Here is an 18,246-nt window from a genome sequence, read left to right on the forward strand (position 1 = left end):
TATACGGAAAATATCAAATATAAATCCCGTATTAGGGATAAATAAGCTTTGTGATGATCTCAAACTAATGTGTTTGTTGTCTTGTATTGAAATAACAGCATGTGAAAACAAAAGTCCATCCCTTTTTGAGATAGACTTTTAAGTAGATTAATAACGGTATTAATTTAGGATTAAAAAGGAGCTTTACATTCCGGTTCACCGCAGTATTTCCCATATTCTTTACATTCTGTAAAACCTTCCGGCCTGCATATTTTTAAGCCACCTTTGATGGTGATCAATTGTTTTTTGTTCAGTTTTCTACCGTTAAGTTGAATGTTGTTTTTCATAGTTTAGATTTTATAGATTGATTGTTATTAAGGTCTGCATATTTTTTGCCCGCAATGAGGTGAAATCATAGCACAGCCATTTTCATCAACATTGGTGGGGCATGGCTCCATATGAGGCAGGCAGATTTTCTGAGCAGGCATGCAGTCAAGCATACCCCCTGCAATAATTTTTAATTCCTTTTTACTGAGTTTTTTTGCTTGTAGAGAAGTGTATTTTTTCATGATAGTGATCATTTGGTTATTGTTTTAATTCAAAGGCTCTCTGGGTTGTTCCGGCTTACATTGGTCTTCTGCACATTTAGGATGATACTGTCTGCATCTTAATGAAGGATCAAGACACATTAAAAGTCCTCCGTTGATGGTTCGCAGTTCTTTTTTATTAAGTTTCTTAGCGTTTAGGGATACTTTGTTTTTCATGATTCTGATTTTTAATGAGTTGTATATTACGAATATATGAAAAGTTTCAACAGTAAATCACCTATTGAAGAAAAATATTAATAAAGATATGCCTTTTTATACTTGAAAAAAATGAATAAGTTCTCTATTGATAAGTAAAAAAACAGGCAGTTTTTGAAAATGCTTATACTTTTGAAAGGTTTTCAAGGGCTCTTTCCAGGGTTTCCTGTTTCTTGGCAAAGCATAACCTGATCACATTTTCATTCAGCTTGTTTTTGTAAAATGAAGAAAACGGAACACTGGCCACCTTATGATTGATCGTCAGTTCACTGGCAAAATCGAAATCATTTTTATCTGAAATTTTAGTGTATTTTACAGCCTGAAAATAGGTCCCTTCACAATCCAATAATTCAAAAGAAGTTCCTGAAAGCCCCTTTCTCAGAAAATCTCTTTTTTCCTGAAAGAACTGATTAAGATGAAGATAATGTTCATCATTTTTCATATACTCTGCCAATGCAAGCTGAATAGGAGTATTCACACAAAAAACATTAAACTGATGTACTTTTCTGAACTCATCCATTAAAGCTTTGGGAGCAGCACAATATCCCACTTTCCAGCCTGTAACATGGAAAAGTTTTCCAAATGAAGCCACAAGAAGACTTCTTTCTTTAAGTTCAGGATATTTACAGATGCTTAAATGCTGTTTTCCATCAAAAACAATATTTTCATACACTTCATCACTTAAAATAAGAATCGAAGTGCCTTTTACCAATTGAATCAATTCATTAATATCTTCCTCCTTTAAGATTTTTCCAGATGGATTATTCGGATTATTGAGAATAATCATTTTGGTTTTATCGTTTACCAGACTTTTTACAGTTGCCCAGTCGATTTGATAATCCGGCGCTTTCATTTCAAAACGTTTTACAATACCTCCAAAAAGCTCCACAGTAGGCTCATAGCAGTCGTAAGCAGGTTCAAAAATAATGACTTCATCATCTTTTTTGATAAAAGCAGCAATAGTGGTAAAAATAGCTTGGGTCCCGCCTGCAGTAACTGTAATTTCCGAATCCGGATGATAAGAACTCTGGTGGCTGTTTTCAATTTTTCTTGCGATTTCTTCCTTTAGGCCCATCATTCCTCCTAATGGAGCATATTGATTAAAACCTTTTTTTACAAAGTGATCTACATTGTTTAATAATTCGGAATCCGGCATGAAATCAGGGAATCCCTGAGAAAGGTTGATTGCTTCATTTTCATTGGCCAGCTGCGTCATTTGGCTGAAAATAGTAGTTCCCACATTGGAAAGTTTTGATAAAGGAAGTTGTATCATAAAAACAGATTTTGTTGATACCGAATTTAATGAATTATTTAAAATGTTGCTCATTTAAATACTTCTATTATTATCAATGTTTCTCATGCTGTAAAAATTCTTTTTAGACAGTGTACAGTATTTATAAGAGTTTTTTTTTGGTTGGAAAACGCAAGGGCGCAAGGAATTATCATAGGAACTGTTTTTAGGGCGCAAGAGAATCTAAGATTCTCAGCAAGGTAAGTTTTTAAAGATTTTATATTCTATTGATGGTATTTAAAATATCTGCGTAATTAGTAAAATCTTCGAGATTTTTTAGATTGGAAAACGCAAGGGCGCAAGGAATTATCATAGGAACTGTTTTTAGGACGCAAGAGAATCCGGGATTCTCAGCAAGGTAAGTTTTTAAAGATTTTATATTCTATTGATGGTATTTAAAATATCTGCGTAATTAGTAAAATCTTCGAGATTTTTTAGGTTGGAAAACGCAAGGGCGCAAGGAATTATCATAGGAACTGTTTTTAGGACGCAAGAGAATCCGAGATTCTCAGCAAGGTAAGTTTTTAAAGATTTTATATTCTATTGATGGTATTTAAAATATCTGCGTAATTAGTAAAATCTTCGAGATTTTTTAGGTTGGAAAACGCAAGGGAGCAAGGAATTATCATAGGAACTGTTTTTAGGGCGCAAGAGAATCTAAGATTTTCAGCAAGGTAAGTTTTTAAAGATTTTATATTCTATTGGTGGTATTTAAAATATCTGCGTAATCAGCAAAATCTGCGAGACTTTTTTAGGTTGGAAAACGCAAATAATTTAAATAATATGGTGTTTTTAAGGCGCAAAAGGATGCAAGATTCTCAGCAAGGAAAGCTGCCGAAAAACTTCTATCATCATATTTAACCGTACACAATTTTATCGGAAATAAAATCTTTGCGCCTTACCACTGTATGAATCTAAAAAACTTTGCGTCTTCGCGTTATCCAACAAATCACGGCCCATTTCTACAATAAAAGCAATTTAAACGATTGTTTGAAAAATATGTTTTTTTGCTTTTAAATATGCTGAATGATGCTTACATTTGTTATGCTAAAAATAATTTTTTAAAACCAATGATCATGAAAATTAAGAAGATTGAGTTTCCGGCAAGATCCATTTTGTCTCAGGGAAATGAAAAGTTTGATTATGCAGATAGTTTTGAAGGCGGACTGGTAGGAAATGGACAGAATTTCACTATTGCCCAGATTGGGAAAGCTTTTTTTCACAAGTGGGCCAACATGGGGAAAGAGAATGTTTGCTTTCAGAAACAGAGTAGTGGGATTCTTCGGCTTGAAAACAGGTACAGAGAGTAATCCGGTAAAAGAAGCTGATAGTTTTACATGTGAAGTCGGAGAACGTGTAGGTCTTTTTAAAGTTTTTAATAAAACAAGTAACGAGATTGTTCTTGGAGAAGATGATAAACATTTGGATTTCAGGGTTTCCCTTTTATTTGATAAGAACCAAGGTGGGCAGGATGAAAACTCCTTAACCATTTCCACTACAGTAAAGTTCCATAACTGGCTGGGGGTATTGTATTTTTTACCAGTACGTCCTTTTCATAGACTCATTGTTCCAGCAATGCTTAAGAATATAATAGGCAAGCTGGAAAGTGCCCAACAATAATTTCAAAGGGTAAGTGTCGGCATACAGACATTTACCCTTTATTTTTTTTCAAATAAGTCTACTTTTTTGTTATCTAAATACAAATTTCAGGAAGAATGTTGATAAAAAATGAAGAGTAAAATTCGGATAATTTTAGACAATTTCGTACTTTTGTATGTTTGCTGAAATTATATATGTCACAAGAAATAAATCCAACCTACTCCGAAGAGAATATCAGAACCCTCGATTGGCAGGAACATATCCGTCTGCGTCCCGGCATGTACATCGGGAAACTGGGTGACGGATCCTCTGCCGATGATGGTATTTACATTTTGCTTAAAGAAATTCTGGATAACTCCATTGATGAGTTCAGGATGAGAGCCGGAAAAAGAATTGAAATAAAGCTGGATGACGGCAAAGTTACCATTCGTGATTTTGGGCGTGGAATTCCACTCGGGAAGATGGTAGATGCCGTTTCTAAAATGAATACCGGAGGTAAATACGACAGTAAAGCGTTCAAAAAATCTGTCGGACTGAATGGGGTGGGGACAAAAGCTGTAAATGCCCTTTCAGACTACTTTAGAGTACGCTCTTTCCGTGATGGAAAAATGAAAGCAGCGGAATTCTCCCGCGGTATGATCAAAGAAAACTTTGATGAAAAAGAAACTTCAGACAGAAACGGAACTGAAATTTCTTTTATTCCTGATGGAGAAATTTTCCAACATTTCAAATACAGAAAAGAGTATATCGAAAGAATGTTACGCAACTACGCGTATCTGAATCCGGGATTGAAAATACTATTCAATGGGGAAACCTATTTTTCTGAAAACGGTCTGAAAGATCTTTTGGAAGAAGAACTGGAAAGCGATATCCTTTATCCGATTGTTCATTTAAAGGATGAAGATATTGAAGTCGCCATTACCCATTCTGATAAATCACAAACGGAAACTTATTTCTCATTCGTTAACGGACAGAATACAACACAGGGAGGTACTCATCTGAATGCTTTCCGTGAAGCATATGTAAAAACGATCCGTGAGTTTTTCAATAAAAGTTTTGATGCTTCTGATATCAGAAAATCAATCATTGCTGCGATTTCCATCAATGTAGAAGAGCCGGTTTTCGAATCTCAGACCAAAACGAAGCTGGGATCTAATGATATGGGACCTAATGGACCTACCGTAAGAACCTTTATCATTGATTTTCTAAAAAAGTAAACTGGATAATTTCCTGCATAAAAACCCTGAAATAGCTGAAGCCATTCAAAGAAAGATTCTGATCTCTGAGAGAGAGAGAAAAGAACTTTCCGGAATCCAGAAGCTGGCCAGAGAAAGAGCTAAAAAAGTATCTCTTCACAATAAGAAACTTCGTGACTGCAGACAGCATTATAACGATCAGAAAGCTGAGCGAAAAGGAGATACGCAGATCTTTATCACCGAAGGAGACTCTGCATCAGGATCTATCACCAAGTCAAGAGATGTAGAAACACAGGCGGTATTCTCATTAAAAGGAAAGCCTTTGAACTGCTATGGATTGACGAAGAAAGTAGTGTACGAGAATGAAGAGTTTAACCTTCTTCAGGCTGCTTTAAATATTGAAGAAAGCTTAGAAGACCTGAGATACAATCAGGTAATTATTGCAACGGATGCCGATGTGGATGGAATGCACATCCGCCTGTTGATGATTACATTCTTCCTGCAATTTTTCCCGGATCTGATTAAAAATGGACACCTTTATATTCTTCAAACCCCATTATTTAGGGTGAGAAATAAAAAAGAAACCCGATATTGTTATTCAGAAGCGGAGCGGGTAAAAGCGTTGAATGATCTTGGAAAAAATCCTGAAATCACCCGATTTAAGGGATTAGGGGAGATTTCTCCGGATGAGTTTAAGCATTTCATCGGAAAAGATATCCGTTTAGAGCCGGTAGTGGTTGGAAAAGATCAGACCATAGAGCAGCTATTAGAATTTTATATGGGTAAAAATACACCCGACAGACAGACTTTCATTCTTGAGAACTTGGTAGTGGAAGACGATTCTGAAATTGATAAAAAACACATTCTTGATGAAGTAAGCAGCTAACAACTGATGAACACCATATAAGAATCACAATGAGATTAAGTAACCGTAGTAAAACATCATTTTATAACTTTATTAATACACTGTTGATAATGATTGCAGTGTTTGGAATAGTTGGGTTTTTAGCCAATGAATACAGATTTAATGTATTAGGAGTTGAAAGCTATTTGATGATAATTGTTCCCATATTATTATTAGTAATCTTTCATCTTAACGGGCGGCAGATTTTTGAATATGACAGTGATGGAGAAGCACTGCATTTTAAAAACAGGAATATCATTCCTTTTTTGAGCAAACCTCTCCATGATGAGTTTCCGAAATATAAACTGATAAAATATGACGTAATTAATATTTTCTTTATCAAAAGATTATATATTACCGTCTCAAGTAAGAATAATGGATCTACGATTCTGAAGTACCAGGTTTCTTACTTGACCAGAAAAGAAATAAACGATTTAAAACTCTCTCTGAATAAAGTGGTAAAAGCTAATAAAGAGAAAAAAGATTAATATAACAGATGACGACAGAAGAATATTCGCATGAGGGAGAAAGCCTGAAGAAAGTTTCCGGTCTCTACAAAGACTGGTTTCTGGATTATGCTTCCTATGTGATTTTGGATAGAGCCATTCCTTCGATATTTGATGGGTTAAAACCTGTTCAGCGAAGAATTATGCACTCTATGCGGGAACTGGAAGATGGCCGTTACAATAAGGTGGCCAATATCGTGGGAAACACCATGAAATATCACCCTCACGGTGATGCTTCCATTACAGACGCCATGGTTCAGATTGGGCAAAAAGAACTCCTGATAGATACTCAGGGGAACTGGGGAAATATCTATACAGGAGATTCTGCAGCAGCAGCGAGGTATATTGAAGCCAGGCTGACCCCTTTTGCCCTGGAAGTAGTCTTTAATCCCAAAACTACCGAATGGACAAAATCCTATGATGGTAGAAATAATGAGCCCATTGATCTTCCGGTAAAATTTCCACTGCTTCTTACACAAGGGGTAGAAGGAATTGGAGTAGGGCTTTCTACAAAGATCCTTCCGCATAACTTTAATGAGCTTATCAATGCATCTGTAGCCTATCTAAAAGGAAAGAAATTTGAGATCTATCCGGACTTTTTTAACAGCTGGTTATCTGGATGTATCAGAATATAATGATGGTCATAGAGGCGGAAAAGTAAGAGCCAGAGCCAAAATTACCCAGACGGATAAACATACGCTGGTGATTTCTGAGCTTCCATATTCCAAAACAACAAGTGACCTGATTGATTCTATCTTGAAAGCCAATGAAAAAGGGAAGATCAAGATCAAGAAAATTGAAGACAATACTTCTGATAAAGTCGAAATTCTGATTCATATTCATAACGATGTTTCTCCGGATAAGACGATTGATGCCCTGTATGCCTTTACAGACTGCCAGGTAACAATTTCTCCGAATGCCTGTGTGATTGTTGGTGATAAACCAATGTTCATGAATGTTTCCGATATTCTGAAAATGAATACGGATCATACAGTTTCGTTATTGAAAAAAGAACTTGAAATAGAACTTCATGAGCTTCAGGAAAGCTGGCATTTCTCCTCCCTGGAAAGAATCTTCATCGAAAACAGAATTTATCACGATATTGAAGAAGTGAAGAGCTGGGAAGACGTCTTAATAACCATTGATAAAGGATTAAAGCCTCATACCAAGCATCTTTTAAGAGCCGTAACTGAGGAAGATATTCTAAAATTGACGGAGATCAGAATCAAGAGAATTTCAAGATTCGATTTAGATAAATTTAAAGAAAATATAGCTTCTCTTGAAGGTAAAATTGAGCAGGTAAAACATCACCTTGCCAACCTGATAACGTATGCTATTGATTATTACTTAAATATTCAGAAGAAATACGGAAAAGACAAGCAGAGAAAAACAGAACTGAGAATCTTTGATACCATTGATGCCACTAAAGTAGCTGTAGCCAATGAGAAGTTCTATGCCAACTTTGAAGAAGGCTTCATTGGAACTTCACTGAAGAAAGATCAGTATATGTTTGACTGCTCAGATATTGATGATATCATTACTTTCAGAAAAGACGGCAGCATGAAAGTGGTAAAAGTGGAAGCTAAAACATTTATCGGAAAAGATATTCTCCACGTTGCTGTATGGAAGAAAAATGATAAGAGAACGGTGTACAATATGATCTACCGTGAAGGGAGAGAAGGACCTTATTATATGAAACGTTTCTCTGTAACCGGAGTCACAAGAAATACAGATTATCCGTTAGCATCAGACAAAAAAGGCTCGGAAACGTTATACTTCTCAGCCAACCCAAATGGGGAAGCAGAAACCGTTTCGGTACTTTTAAAGCCAAATCCTAGAATCAGAAAGAATAAAATGGAGATCAATTTCTCCGATCTGGCCATTAAAGGAAGAGATTCAAAAGGAAACCTGGTGACGAAATATGCGGTGAAGAAAGTAGACCTTAAAGAAGAAGGGGTTTCTACACTGGCACCAAGAAGAATTTGGTTTGATGATACGGTAAGAAGACTGAATGCTGATGCAAGAGGTACCTTATTGGGAAGCTTCAAAGGAGATGATAAAATTTTAACAATCAATACCAACGGTGAAGTAAAATTGGTTTCTTTTGATTTAGGAAACCGTTTTGATGATGAATATCTGGTATTGGAAAAGTGGAAACCTGAGCAGCCGATTACCTGTATTTATTATGATGGGGAAAAGCAAATCTATTTTATCAAACGATTCCTGCTGGAAAATACGGTAAACGTACAGACCTTTATGCCATCCGAGCATCCGAACTCATTCATTGAAAATGTAATCGTTGCCAATGATGTAACCGCAGAAATTATTTTTGCAAAAGATAAAGGCAAAGATCGTGATCCGGAAACCATCAATATCGACGAGTTTATTGCCGTAAAAGGAATAAAAGCGATAGGCAATCAGTTTACGAAATTTAAAGTAAAAGCCATTAATATTACCATCCCAGAACCTGTAGAAGAAGAACCGGAAGTATATGAAGATCCGGAACCAACAGGAGATATGGATGAAGATGGTGGGATTATCGGAGATCTGTTTCAAGCTGAAGAGGGAAATGAAACTGAGTAGGGAGATCATTCTTTTTACTTAACAATCAATAAAAAAACATCAGATGGATATAATTGTTTTGATCATTATTGCGGTTACTTGTGTATTCAGTTACATGGGTTTCAACAATACGCTTTTATTTGAAAAATATAAATTCAATGTTGGAGCAATTGCTAACCGTAAAGAATATATAAGACTGATAAGTTCTGCATTTTTACACGCAGATTTTATGCACCTGTTCTTTAATATGCTTTCCTTATACTTCTTTCAGGGAGTGGTGGTTCATATCTTTGGAGAAATTGGGTTTTTAATTATCTATTTTGGATCCATGATCCTTGGAAACCTGTTTAGTTTACAGATTTATCAGAAACAACCGTGGTATTCGGCAATCGGAGCTTCAGGAGCTGTTTCGGGAATTATTTTTGCCTCTATAGCAATGGCCCCGAATGAGATCAGTGTGAATTTCTTACCGGGATGGCTATTCGGAACATTGTATTTTGGATATTCTGTATACATGATGCTGAATCCTAAGCAATGGGATAATCTGGGACATGCTGCCCACCTTGGAGGAGCCTTTTTCGGATTGGTATATTCTATTGTGTTACATCCACAGTTGGCCATGAGTAATATTGTATATCTTGGGGTGATGTCACTACCATTAATTTATCTGGGGTATCAGATTTTTGTAAGGAAACGAATAAGATAAAAAGACTATTTTTAATCTAAAATATCAAAACCAATGAACACATCAGAATTCAACAGTTTCATCGTGATACTTATCTATGGTTCATTGGTTTTGCTTTCTCTACTGAATATTGCAAACCCTTTAAAAGTTAACCGGAAAGCCAATTTCTGGTTCGGAATCTTTCTCTTTCTTTGGTCTACTTTCTGGCTGGATGAAATTCTTTTTCTCATAACAGGGGCAACAGTAGAATTTCATTCCCTTTTTTGGGTCCGGATTATACAATATCTGACCCCTATCTTTTTTATTTCAGCGTATTATTTTATACCAACCCTTCTTTTAGGTTTACAATAGCAGACCTAAAGTATCTGTTGCTGCCAGCAGCATTTGTAACATGTCTTGTATTGGCTAGAATAGGATATACCAGCCCGTTCGAGTCTCTAAGTATAATCCTTATTTTGGTTCAGGCATTATTTTATACAGTACTTTCTTACATTACCATCAGAAAACATCAGCGAAAGATTCAGCAGTTCTCTTCCAATACCGAAGGAATCAACCTGAATTGGCTGGAATATATTATCCTGGTTATTCTTGCTGTCAACATTATCTACGTAGTATACAACCTGTTTTATGATCCTAAATCATTAAATTTCTTTATCAATGCCGTATTCCTTGTGGTTATTTATTGCGTTGGATATTATTCTTTAAAGCAAAAAGAAATTTATCCATTAGAAGAAAAACAACGGGAGGAATTAATCTCTATCCAAGATGATTCTGATCCTGAAGAGATAAGAAGAAAGCTGATACCGGACGAAGAACTGATAAAAATTAAAGCTCAGCTTGAAAACATAATGAGCATCCAGAAACCTTATCTGGATAGTGAGCTGAACCTAATTAAGCTGGCAGAAATACTTTCTGTTTCTACCCATCATTTGTCATATGTCATCAATACTGGTTTTCAAAAGAATTTTTTCCAATATGTGAACGAGTTCAGGGTTGAATATGCCAAACAGCTTCTTAAAGACTCCGGAAGCAAGTTATCCATCCTGGGAATCGCTTATGAGTCAGGGTTCAATTCCAAAACTTCCTTCAATACGACCTTCAAAAAAGTGACCGGAAAAACCCCTTCTGAATTCAAAAAATAAGTTCAGGTTTATAAACTTTTACTTTTTGAAGGCGATTAATTCATTGTTATTTAGTGTTTTATATTGTTTTCGTTTTTTGTTAAGCAAATACGTTCGTTCAGATAATCCGGAACATTTAAAGGGTATTTCTATGATAGCTTTGTCCTGTAAAATTTAATCTTATGGATACCAAAGAATCATACGCTGTGGTCACAGGAGCAAGTCAGGGTTTGGGAAAATCTTTTGCTGAAAATCTGGCCAGGAAAAATATCAATCTTATTTTGGTCAGTCTTCCTGATCAGAATTTACAAGAAGTTGCACTGAAACTTAAAGAAGAGTATCATATAAAAGTGCATTGCTATGAAGTGGACCTTTCCATTAATGAAAATGTGATGAAGCTTACAGAATGGCTTAATTCGTCTTTTAATATCCATATTCTGATCAATAATGCAGGCCTTGGAGGAACAAAGAAGTTTACTGAGGCCACTTCGGATTATATCAACACCATTTTACAGGTCAATGTTACCGCAACTTCCCTGATGACCCATCAATTGCTGCCGAATCTTTTAAAACAGCCTAAAGCCTATATTTTGAACGTTTCAAGCATGGCCGCATTCTCTCCGATAGGATTTAAAACGGTGTATCCTGCCTCCAAAAGTTTTATCCATTCCTTTTCAAGAGGGCTGCATGAAGAATTAAAAGACACCAATGTTTTTGTAAGTGTGGTGAATCCCGGAGCCATGAAAACCAATACCGATGTTTGTAAAAGGATTGAAAAACAGGGTTTTTGGGGCAGATTGACACTTTTAAATCCGGATAAAGTAGCAGCTCGATCCATTCAGCGGTTATTTAAAAAAGATTCCGTAATTATGGTCAATCCAATAAGCTGGCTAGTGATGAAGATTCTTCCTATTTGGATTAAACTTCCTCTGATGACACAAGCCATAAAAAGAGAGATCGAAGCATGAAAAAAGTTTTTGTAACCGGAGCTACAGGGCTTCTGGGAACCAATGTTATCATTAAATTATTACAAAATGGTTATTCTGTTATTGCTTTGGTGCGCCAGAAAAGCAAGTATCTGGGCGAAAAAAATAAAAACCTCAAATTGATTGAGGGGTATCTGACCTCTGATCTTTCACAATATCTGGTAAATGTTGACTGCATCATTCATATCGCCGCAGAAACAAGCCAGAATCTGATCCGGTATGAGGATTATAAAAAAGTAAACTATGATCTTACTGCACATCTTTTATCTCAGGCGGAAGTTTGTGGAGTGAGAAGGTTTTTATTTATAAGCTCGGCCAATACCATAGGATTTGGGAGTGAGGAATATCCGGGAAATGAGGATGACGTTCAGAAACACCCTTTTACAGATTCTTTTTATGCTCAAAGTAAATTGAATGCTGAAAATTATCTTTTGCAAAATCGTAAGCATACAGAACTTATCATTCTGAATCCTACTTTTATGATCGGAGCTTATGATAGAAAACCAAGTTCAGGTAAATTAATTTTCTGGGCTTGGAAAAAGAAGTTGATCTTTTATCCGAAAGGAGGAAAAAACTTTGTTCACGCTGAAGATGCTGCCAATGGAGTGATCCATGCATTGGAGCGTGGAAAGAATGGAGAAAAATACTTATTGGCTAATGAAAATCTAAGCTACAAACAGTTTTTCAAAAAAGTAAATAGAATTACAAATCAAAGTCCTTTTATGATGCCAATTCCTAATGTATTCCTGAATATTTTAGGCTGGACAGGAGATCTTTTGAGAGGATTAAATATAGAGACGAATCTCTGTTCTTCTAACATGAAGGCGCTTCAGGTTCATAACTATTACGCTAACCAAAAATCAGCAGAAGATCTGGATATTCATTACAAGCCAATAGACAAAGCGATAGAAGATGCTGTTGATTATTTTAAATCTAAAAAAATGAAGAGTTGATTTCTAATGAATTGATCTTTTACAATGGGACCATAGGTTTCAAGTCTTTCATCTGTAAACATAAAAAAACCGACAAAAGTCGGTTTTTAAATTCTAGGGTGTTTCCTGCTATGGATTGATTTGTATTTTTTGAGTGACATTCTTATTGGATATCACACAAGCTTTACTACAATTGTTAGTATTGGAAATATTAACTTGTATTAATCCCGGCATAGATCGATAGTCTTCTTGGTTGTAAGGGACTTCAGAGCCATTCCTTCCTCCGCCTTTGATGTCATATCTTATTTTAGCGACACCGGTAAATCCGTTAGCTGGTTTAAAGGCTAATTTTCCGGTTGCCGGATAGTAGGTCCAGGTTCCTTCGCTATTGGTATAAACACCACCGGTTATATTAGGAATAACGGCACCATTGATATCTAAAAAGCGGAATGAATTGAAGTCAATATTATCGTAAGAAGCAACAGGTGGATTTTGACCGCTTTTTGATGTATAAGCTGCATCGTTCAGAAGGGGAGAATATATGGATTTTATTCCTGGACATCCTGCAAACAGATCGTCGGTAACTTCAGCAGCATAAGGCTTGGTAACTCCCAGATTTTTTAGAAGGTGTATATTTTTAGCATCTCCGGTTGAAGCCGCAAATCCAATTCTAAAAGTGGAAGGGGGAAGTATCCAGTGTTCTGACTTGGTTATTTTGCATCGCATTCTCTGTATACTTTAAAGATGTTGGATAATAATAATTATCAATAACTTTTTCCTTAACATTGCCATGCTGGATCTCTAATGTAATATTATAGCCTCCCGCAGGATTAGGTACCAGGGTAACATATACCTTACGAAATCTGGCATCAGAATCATTCTGGGGAATTGTATTCCCTCCGTTTTCCATCGTAAACTGGCTAAAAGTTGAGTTTTGAGTAGCAATATGCTTTCCGGTCTGAGTATTTAAGTATACTGAACGGTTGCTGCTTGAAGGAGAAGCATTAGTTGCCGTACTGTAAAGCAGTGGATAACCATTGTATCCGGCAGGTTCAGAAGATGAAAGATACTGATTCCCGCGTTTACCTCTTAAAGTTACATTATTCCGGCCATCGGCAATAGATACATCGGTAAGACCATTTCTGGTTCTGTCTCCTTGACGAAATCTGGTTTTAAAATTTCCGAATTCATCAAGACCGATTCCCAAATAAGCACCTCTTAAACCTTCCAGATTTCCTCCTTGTCTTGGATTTCTCATTACAAAAGTATAGCCTAATCCACCACCAAAGTAGCCAAGATTAAGCTGATCTTTGGGAATAGATCCATCTACCAAAAATATAGAAATCCCGTCACCTCCGTTGGTATTTCCACCATAGATAACGTATTCAAATTCGAACTTAATTCCCTGATCACTGGTGAATTTTTTGTCTGCAAGGATAACACCACCGGATATATTAGTTACATTCCGGGTGAGCCTTAACCCTTCCGTGGTAAAAGTTGCATCATTTTGAACTCCGCTTGTTGCCACCTTATATGCTTCCTGAGGTTGTAGGCCCTGGGTAAAATTAACAAAATAAGGATAACCCGTACCTTGTTGATTTTGGGCAGTAATGTGTTGTGAAAATATAGACAAGGAAGCAATAAACAGAATTTTTTAAAATGTAAGATTATACTATTTCTGTTCATAACTCCATTATTTTACAACGAAAACGATATTAATAAATGAACAGTCTGTAGCGGCAGCTCTCACGTCATATGTCATGACTCCGGAATCCGAAATAGAAATATTTCTGAAGACATTAGGATCAGCATCCGTTACATAATAGTAAAGATCTTTACTAGATGGGAAGAAAGGAATAGAAGCAGGAGCACTTGTACTTTTTGCTTTTGGAGTTCCAAATTGATTCTTATATAAGGTATAAAGGTCTTTGGTTTGAGCAGTGGCATTTTGAGAAGTATCAAAAGATACACTTGGCATATAAAACATTTTAACTGCATTTCCACTGATGCATAGCCAATCCGGATTGGAAGGGCTTCCGATGTTTTGACTTAGACACTTTTTATCTGTGTCATAAATGAGAAGTGAATTGGCAGGATTGGGGATCGCATCCCTTTTAGCCGTGGTAAGCCTGGGAATCAACATTCCTTTATTTTGGCTGTAAACTTCTAATGCTGCGCTTGCATCCGGATTGGGTGTATTAATCCCAACTTGTGCATAAGCAAACGAACTCATTGAAAATAAAATAATTGATACGAAATAATTTTTCATGTAAGTGTATTTATTGTACGTTTATTTGTTTTTAGCGTTAATACTCTCTTAATTGCGTTTTTATGGTTATTTTTTAAAAGGGCAATCTTATTAGATTTTTCGGTTAGCTTCAGCGATGCCCGCAAAAGTTGTATAACAACTCCTTGGAGTTGATATGCCATTAAATAAGCTTGAATATGGAAATTTTTTGAAGATCAATAACAGCTGTAAAGTACAAACCCTATAACTGGGAATGTTTCTTTATTCTGTAAAGACAATTCAAAAAATAGAATGATTTAAATAGCCGTAATATGTTGAATGGCTACTAAAAAAAGTATAATTCATAACCCTTGTGTTTTATGCAAATATATGAATAATTCATTTTATTTGCCTGTTTTATGGTGATTAAATTCATTTTAGTTTAATTTTTAAACTAAAAATTAATTTATCATTAGTATTTTTATTCAAAAATTAATTTTTGTAGATTATTTTTGCACAGCTTGATATAGGGAATATGTTGATTTTCAATGGGTGGGGTAAAAAATAAACCCTGTAATTAGTCTTACAGGGTATCTTATAATATCTAGAAATTGTTTTCAAAGGGATTTTTAATAAGAATAAGAGATATTGCTGTCTAATAGAGGCCTTATTACAGTTTTGGTTATTTTGAAAAATTTTCGAGGGCTTCTGCCAATGTTTCTACAAAATTAACATGCCTGGTTGTATTACTTTCAAAGATAAAATCTTTCATACTTTTACTTTCATACTTACTGAAATCCCCAATAATAGTCAATCCGATCTGATAATTGGAAAACTTTTGCAGAATTTCTCCTGCAATTTTGGTTTTCAGATCAAAGAAACTGGGGGTGATATTTTTTTCATAGAGAATAACTTTATCAAATCCCTGATAATAAATGTTTCCCATAAGATCCAATCCGTCTTCAGCAGATTGAATAATAATGTGATCGGAAGTGACTTCAGCAATTTTTATATCTCCGGCATTGTGTGGCTTGATATCCATGATTTTGGGATGTATGGTTATGTTTTATGAAGTATAAAATTACTTATTTTCTTCCATAAATAAAACGGTCATTTTCAGATAAGTCTTTTATTAACTGTGCATTGGAGAAGTAGTCGTATAATTCCAATGTTTCTGGCCCTAGTTTTTGATTAATTTCTAAAAATAAAAATCCATTATCCCTCAGATGTTCTCTGGAATCCTCTGCAATCTTTCTGTAGAAGATCAAAGCATCAGAAGTAGGAGAGAAAAGAGCCATGGTAGGTTCAAATCCTTTTACAGAATACTCAATCTCTGTTTCTTCCTCAATGCCTATATACGGCGGGTTTGAAATGATAATGTCATATTGATCAGTAAGCTTTATATTCAGATAATCTGCATGAATAAATTGAATATCAAGTTGATGATAGTCTGCATTTCGTTTGGCTGTTTCTAAAGCTTTTTCAGAAAAATCTATTGAAGAAACTTCAGCAGTGGGAAAATGTTTCTTTAAAACCAAAGGAATTACCCCGCTTCCCGTACCAATATCAAGAATCTTTAATCCTGAACCATGATGTTCAGAGTTTTGAATCTCCCGGATGGCAATTTCCAAAAGCTCTTCTGTTTCCGGGCGGGGAATCAAAACATGTTCATCCACAAGAAATGTCATGCCGTAAAATTCTGTTTCTCCAAGAATCTGCTGATAGGGTCTGCCGGTTTTTAATTCAGAAACTAATTGACAAAGCTTTTGTTCATCATCTATCAGAAGTTCCTGTTCTGAAAATCTTCTTTGTTCAAAAGAATCAAAGCCTACAATTTTCTGAATCAATATGGAGGTCAAAAAAGCGCTTTCCGACTCTGTATAAAGGTCGGAAAGTTCTGCTTTGAAATATTTTTTAAATGCTGATATTGTCATTTATCTTGTGAAAACCAATTTAGTGTCTGTAGATTTTTCTTCATTAATTCTGTATCCTTCATAATTGAAAGCCTTTACATCATCCAGGGTTTTAGCATTAGTTTCTGCACAGAATCTTACCACAAGTCCTCTGGCATGTTTGGTATAGACTACAATAGTTTTTAGTTTGCCGTCTTTTAGCTCATAAAAATCAAAATCAATTACTTTATGGTTCAGTTTCTTTCTGTCAATCACCTTTCCATATTCATTGCTGGCCAAGTGGAGCAGAATTTCTCCTTTTTTCATCTCATTATTCAGCTGTTCTGTGATTTTTTCTCTCCAGAACTCATATAAGTTTTTATACTGGTCGAATTCAAAGTGACGACCCATTTCCAGCCTATAAAGCATTACTTTATCAGAAGGCTTCAGAAGACCATATAATCCGGAAAGCATTCTGTAGTTTTTTTGAAGATAATCTACAGCATCTTTGTCAAGTGTTTTGGCATCCAGCCCTCTGTAGACTTCTCCTGTGAAAGCAAACATAGCAGGTGCAGACTCTTTAGCAGTAGGTTTTGCTTTCCATTTTTGATTTCTTTCCCAGTTTTCATCAGCCAGTTTTGGCGAGATCTCCATCAGCTCGGAAAGATATTTGGGTGATTTTTCTTTTAAATAAGTTTGTATAAAAGCTGCATCTTCAATGAACTTAGGAGTAGTAGCTTTCAACAGATCTGTTGAGTTTTCTACATTCATTAATTTGGCAGGGGATGTTACAATTTTCATAATGTTAAAATACAGATAAATGTTTAAAATCAATAAAATTCATAGCCATCAAAGTGACGAAGTCAACCATAAAATGACAGACAATAAGAATTTTAATATTTGAATATATTTTATAAAACATAGCAAAAACGACTCCAATAAAGAAAGGTACTACGACCTGGCCAATGGTTCCGTAAGTGCTGTGTAGAATTCCAAATAAGGTGGCCGAGACTAAAACTCCAGCTAACGGGCTGTTGTATATTCTCTCAATCCTGGGTTGTATATAACCCCGCATCAGAAGCTCTTCTACAGCGCCGGCTGTAAAACATGTAAAAATAATTAAAAAATAATCATTTTTAAAAAGGGTGGTGAATTGCAAAATTTTGGTGCTATCTTCTTTATGGATTGCAAACTGAATTATTCCATTCAAAACAGCACCTCCAAAGACACAGACAAGGTATAAAACGATTACAGCCTTTATGTTGAATGCAATAGAATACTTCTTTTCTACTTTAAGTAAAAAAGAACCCTTTTCAATAAAAAGACTGTAGAGAAACATGATGAATAAAACAGTCCATAAGGCAATTCTGCTGATAGAGAAAGTATTTCCCGTAATAGTCTTTGCGCCTGTAATCATACTGATAACAGGGAAAACATAAAGCATCACGATGCCTAAAAGCACAAATGTGAGTAGAATTCCTATCGAATATTTTCCATTAAGCCCCATAAAATCTATCAACCGCAGCTGTAGCGTACATCAGAATTTTAAATATCAAAAATTTT

At 35.5% G+C, this 18,246-nt stretch carries 19 protein-coding genes and 2 pseudogenes; 10 read left to right on the top strand and 11 right to left on the bottom strand.

What is annotated here, in order from left to right:
• Positions 1 to 170 precede the first annotated feature (170 nt).
• The 4 genes from H5J24_RS07960 to H5J24_RS07975 form a co-directional block, all read right to left on the bottom strand.
• Positions 171 to 326, bottom strand: coding sequence for a hypothetical protein (locus tag H5J24_RS07960; RefSeq protein WP_167387007.1), 156 nt, complete (start codon positions 324 to 326; stop codon positions 171 to 173).
• A gap of 27 nt (positions 327 to 353) precedes the next feature.
• Positions 354 to 548 carry a hypothetical protein gene (locus H5J24_RS07965; protein WP_068943632.1) on the bottom strand — a complete coding sequence of 65 codons (195 nt, stop codon included), beginning with the start codon at positions 546 to 548 and terminating at the stop codon, positions 354 to 356.
• A 24-nt stretch (positions 549 to 572) separates the two neighbouring features.
• Entirely contained in the window at positions 573 to 743 is a 171-nt protein-coding gene (locus H5J24_RS07970; RefSeq protein ID WP_141395694.1) for a bacteriocin, read from the bottom strand.
• Positions 744 to 906: 163 nt separating this feature from the next.
• Positions 907 to 2,055 carry a methionine aminotransferase gene (locus H5J24_RS07975; protein WP_068945129.1) on the bottom strand — a complete coding sequence of 383 codons (1,149 nt, stop codon included), beginning with the start codon at positions 2,053 to 2,055 and terminating at the stop codon, positions 907 to 909.
• A 1,094-nt stretch (positions 2,056 to 3,149) separates the two neighbouring features.
• On the opposite strand from H5J24_RS07975, the gene H5J24_RS07980 reads away from it, so the two are divergent.
• From H5J24_RS07980 to H5J24_RS08025, 10 genes and pseudogenes are all read left to right on the top strand, one after another.
• The gene (locus tag H5J24_RS07980) at positions 3,150 to 3,383 is read left to right on the top strand and encodes a hypothetical protein (protein WP_232816196.1); all 234 of its coding nucleotides are present in this window, start codon (positions 3,150 to 3,152) and stop codon (positions 3,381 to 3,383) included.
• Complete coding sequence (locus H5J24_RS07985; protein WP_232816197.1) at positions 3,322 to 3,693, top strand: DUF2867 domain-containing protein; 372 nt, start codon at positions 3,322 to 3,324, stop codon at positions 3,691 to 3,693. Before H5J24_RS07980 ends, H5J24_RS07985 begins: the two co-directional genes overlap by 62 nt.
• A gap of 173 nt (positions 3,694 to 3,866) precedes the next feature.
• Positions 3,867 to 5,754: pseudogene (locus H5J24_RS07990) on the top strand (DNA topoisomerase IV subunit B).
• 89 nt (positions 5,755 to 5,843) lie between these two features.
• Positions 5,844 to 6,260 carry a hypothetical protein gene (locus H5J24_RS07995; protein ID WP_082811227.1) on the top strand — a complete coding sequence of 139 codons (417 nt, stop codon included), beginning with the start codon at positions 5,844 to 5,846 and terminating at the stop codon, positions 6,258 to 6,260.
• Between the two features lie 8 nt (positions 6,261 to 6,268).
• Positions 6,269 to 8,861, top strand: a pseudogene (locus H5J24_RS08000) (DNA gyrase/topoisomerase IV subunit A).
• A gap of 43 nt (positions 8,862 to 8,904) precedes the next feature.
• Positions 8,905 to 9,546 carry a rhomboid family intramembrane serine protease gene (locus tag H5J24_RS08005; RefSeq protein ID WP_068943628.1) on the top strand — a complete coding sequence of 214 codons (642 nt, stop codon included), beginning with the start codon at positions 8,905 to 8,907 and terminating at the stop codon, positions 9,544 to 9,546.
• A gap of 33 nt (positions 9,547 to 9,579) precedes the next feature.
• Positions 9,580 to 9,876 (top strand): hypothetical protein, encoded by a 297-nt coding sequence (locus H5J24_RS08010; RefSeq protein ID WP_232816198.1) that lies wholly within the window; start codon positions 9,580 to 9,582, stop codon positions 9,874 to 9,876.
• Positions 9,877 to 9,926: 50 nt separating this feature from the next.
• On the top strand, positions 9,927 to 10,667 hold the full coding sequence (locus H5J24_RS08015) for a helix-turn-helix domain-containing protein (RefSeq protein WP_232816199.1): 741 nt from the start codon (positions 9,927 to 9,929) through the stop codon (positions 10,665 to 10,667).
• A gap of 161 nt (positions 10,668 to 10,828) precedes the next feature.
• Positions 10,829 to 11,614: an SDR family NAD(P)-dependent oxidoreductase gene (locus H5J24_RS08020; RefSeq protein ID WP_068943626.1), complete on the top strand. Its 786-nt coding sequence runs from the start codon at positions 10,829 to 10,831 to the stop codon at positions 11,612 to 11,614.
• Positions 11,611 to 12,585: an NAD-dependent epimerase/dehydratase family protein gene (locus tag H5J24_RS08025; protein ID WP_068943625.1), complete on the top strand. Its 975-nt coding sequence runs from the start codon at positions 11,611 to 11,613 to the stop codon at positions 12,583 to 12,585. The genes H5J24_RS08020 and H5J24_RS08025 overlap by 4 nt, the downstream gene beginning before the upstream one ends.
• 108 nt (positions 12,586 to 12,693) lie before the next feature.
• Here the strand turns inward: H5J24_RS08025 and H5J24_RS08030 are convergent, their stop codons facing one another.
• The 7 genes from H5J24_RS08030 to H5J24_RS08060 all read right to left on the bottom strand — a co-directional run bounded on the left by H5J24_RS08030 (position 12,694) and on the right by H5J24_RS08060 (position 18,202).
• Positions 12,694 to 13,290: a hypothetical protein gene (locus tag H5J24_RS08030; RefSeq protein WP_232816200.1), complete on the bottom strand. Its 597-nt coding sequence runs from the start codon at positions 13,288 to 13,290 to the stop codon at positions 12,694 to 12,696.
• Positions 13,235 to 14,197, bottom strand: coding sequence for an L-type lectin family protein (locus H5J24_RS08035; protein WP_232816201.1), 963 nt, complete (start codon positions 14,195 to 14,197; stop codon positions 13,235 to 13,237). The genes H5J24_RS08030 and H5J24_RS08035 overlap by 56 nt, the downstream gene beginning before the upstream one ends.
• A gap of 60 nt (positions 14,198 to 14,257) precedes the next feature.
• Positions 14,258 to 14,833: a hypothetical protein gene (locus tag H5J24_RS08040; RefSeq protein WP_068943623.1), complete on the bottom strand. Its 576-nt coding sequence runs from the start codon at positions 14,831 to 14,833 to the stop codon at positions 14,258 to 14,260.
• Between the two features lie 640 nt (positions 14,834 to 15,473).
• On the bottom strand, positions 15,474 to 15,833 hold the full coding sequence (locus H5J24_RS08045) for a DUF4180 domain-containing protein (RefSeq protein ID WP_068943622.1): 360 nt from the start codon (positions 15,831 to 15,833) through the stop codon (positions 15,474 to 15,476).
• A gap of 43 nt (positions 15,834 to 15,876) precedes the next feature.
• Positions 15,877 to 16,725, bottom strand: coding sequence for a peptide chain release factor N(5)-glutamine methyltransferase (gene prmC, locus H5J24_RS08050; protein WP_068943621.1), 849 nt, complete (start codon positions 16,723 to 16,725; stop codon positions 15,877 to 15,879).
• A complete protein-coding gene (gene yaaA / locus H5J24_RS08055; RefSeq protein WP_068945127.1) occupies positions 16,726 to 17,484 on the bottom strand; it encodes a peroxide stress protein YaaA in 759 nt (252 codons plus the stop codon).
• Positions 17,485 to 17,488: 4 nt separating this feature from the next.
• Entirely contained in the window at positions 17,489 to 18,202 is a 714-nt protein-coding gene (locus H5J24_RS08060) for a CPBP family intramembrane glutamic endopeptidase (protein ID WP_141395693.1), read from the bottom strand.
• Positions 18,203 to 18,246 lie beyond the last annotated feature (44 nt).

Origin of the sequence: Chryseobacterium capnotolerans, assembly GCF_021278965.1 — a bacterium.
GTDB lineage: Bacteria > Bacteroidota > Bacteroidia > Flavobacteriales > Weeksellaceae > Chryseobacterium > Chryseobacterium capnotolerans.

Bases quoted from the DNA above. Each gene is read 5' to 3' on its own strand.
- H5J24_RS07960 (WP_167387007.1), bottom strand. From the start codon at position 326: ATGAAAAACAACATTCAACTTAACGGTAGAAAACTGAACAAAAAACAA.
- H5J24_RS07965 (WP_068943632.1), bottom strand. From the start codon at position 548: ATGAAAAAATACACTTCTCTACAAGCAAAAAAACTCAGTAAAAAGGAA.
- H5J24_RS07970 (WP_141395694.1), bottom strand. From the start codon at position 743: ATGAAAAACAAAGTATCCCTAAACGCTAAGAAACTTAATAAAAAAGAA.
- H5J24_RS07975 (WP_068945129.1), bottom strand. From the start codon at position 2,055: ATGATACAACTTCCTTTATCAAAACTTTCCAATGTGGGAACTACTATT.
- H5J24_RS07980 (WP_232816196.1), top strand. From the start codon at position 3,150: ATGAAAATTAAGAAGATTGAGTTTCCGGCAAGATCCATTTTGTCTCAG.
- H5J24_RS07985 (WP_232816197.1), top strand. From the start codon at position 3,322: ATGTTTGCTTTCAGAAACAGAGTAGTGGGATTCTTCGGCTTGAAAACA.
- H5J24_RS07995 (WP_082811227.1), top strand. From the start codon at position 5,844: ATGATTGCAGTGTTTGGAATAGTTGGGTTTTTAGCCAATGAATACAGA.
- H5J24_RS08005 (WP_068943628.1), top strand. From the start codon at position 8,905: ATGGATATAATTGTTTTGATCATTATTGCGGTTACTTGTGTATTCAGT.
- H5J24_RS08010 (WP_232816198.1), top strand. From the start codon at position 9,580: ATGAACACATCAGAATTCAACAGTTTCATCGTGATACTTATCTATGGT.
- H5J24_RS08020 (WP_068943626.1), top strand. From the start codon at position 10,829: ATGGATACCAAAGAATCATACGCTGTGGTCACAGGAGCAAGTCAGGGT.
- H5J24_RS08025 (WP_068943625.1), top strand. From the start codon at position 11,611: ATGAAAAAAGTTTTTGTAACCGGAGCTACAGGGCTTCTGGGAACCAAT.
- H5J24_RS08030 (WP_232816200.1), bottom strand. From the start codon at position 13,290: ATGCGATGCAAAATAACCAAGTCAGAACACTGGATACTTCCCCCTTCC.
- H5J24_RS08040 (WP_068943623.1), bottom strand. From the start codon at position 14,833: ATGAAAAATTATTTCGTATCAATTATTTTATTTTCAATGAGTTCGTTT.
- H5J24_RS08045 (WP_068943622.1), bottom strand. From the start codon at position 15,833: ATGGATATCAAGCCACACAATGCCGGAGATATAAAAATTGCTGAAGTC.
- prmC (WP_068943621.1), bottom strand. From the start codon at position 16,725: ATGACAATATCAGCATTTAAAAAATATTTCAAAGCAGAACTTTCCGAC.
- yaaA (WP_068945127.1), bottom strand. From the start codon at position 17,484: ATGAAAATTGTAACATCCCCTGCCAAATTAATGAATGTAGAAAACTCA.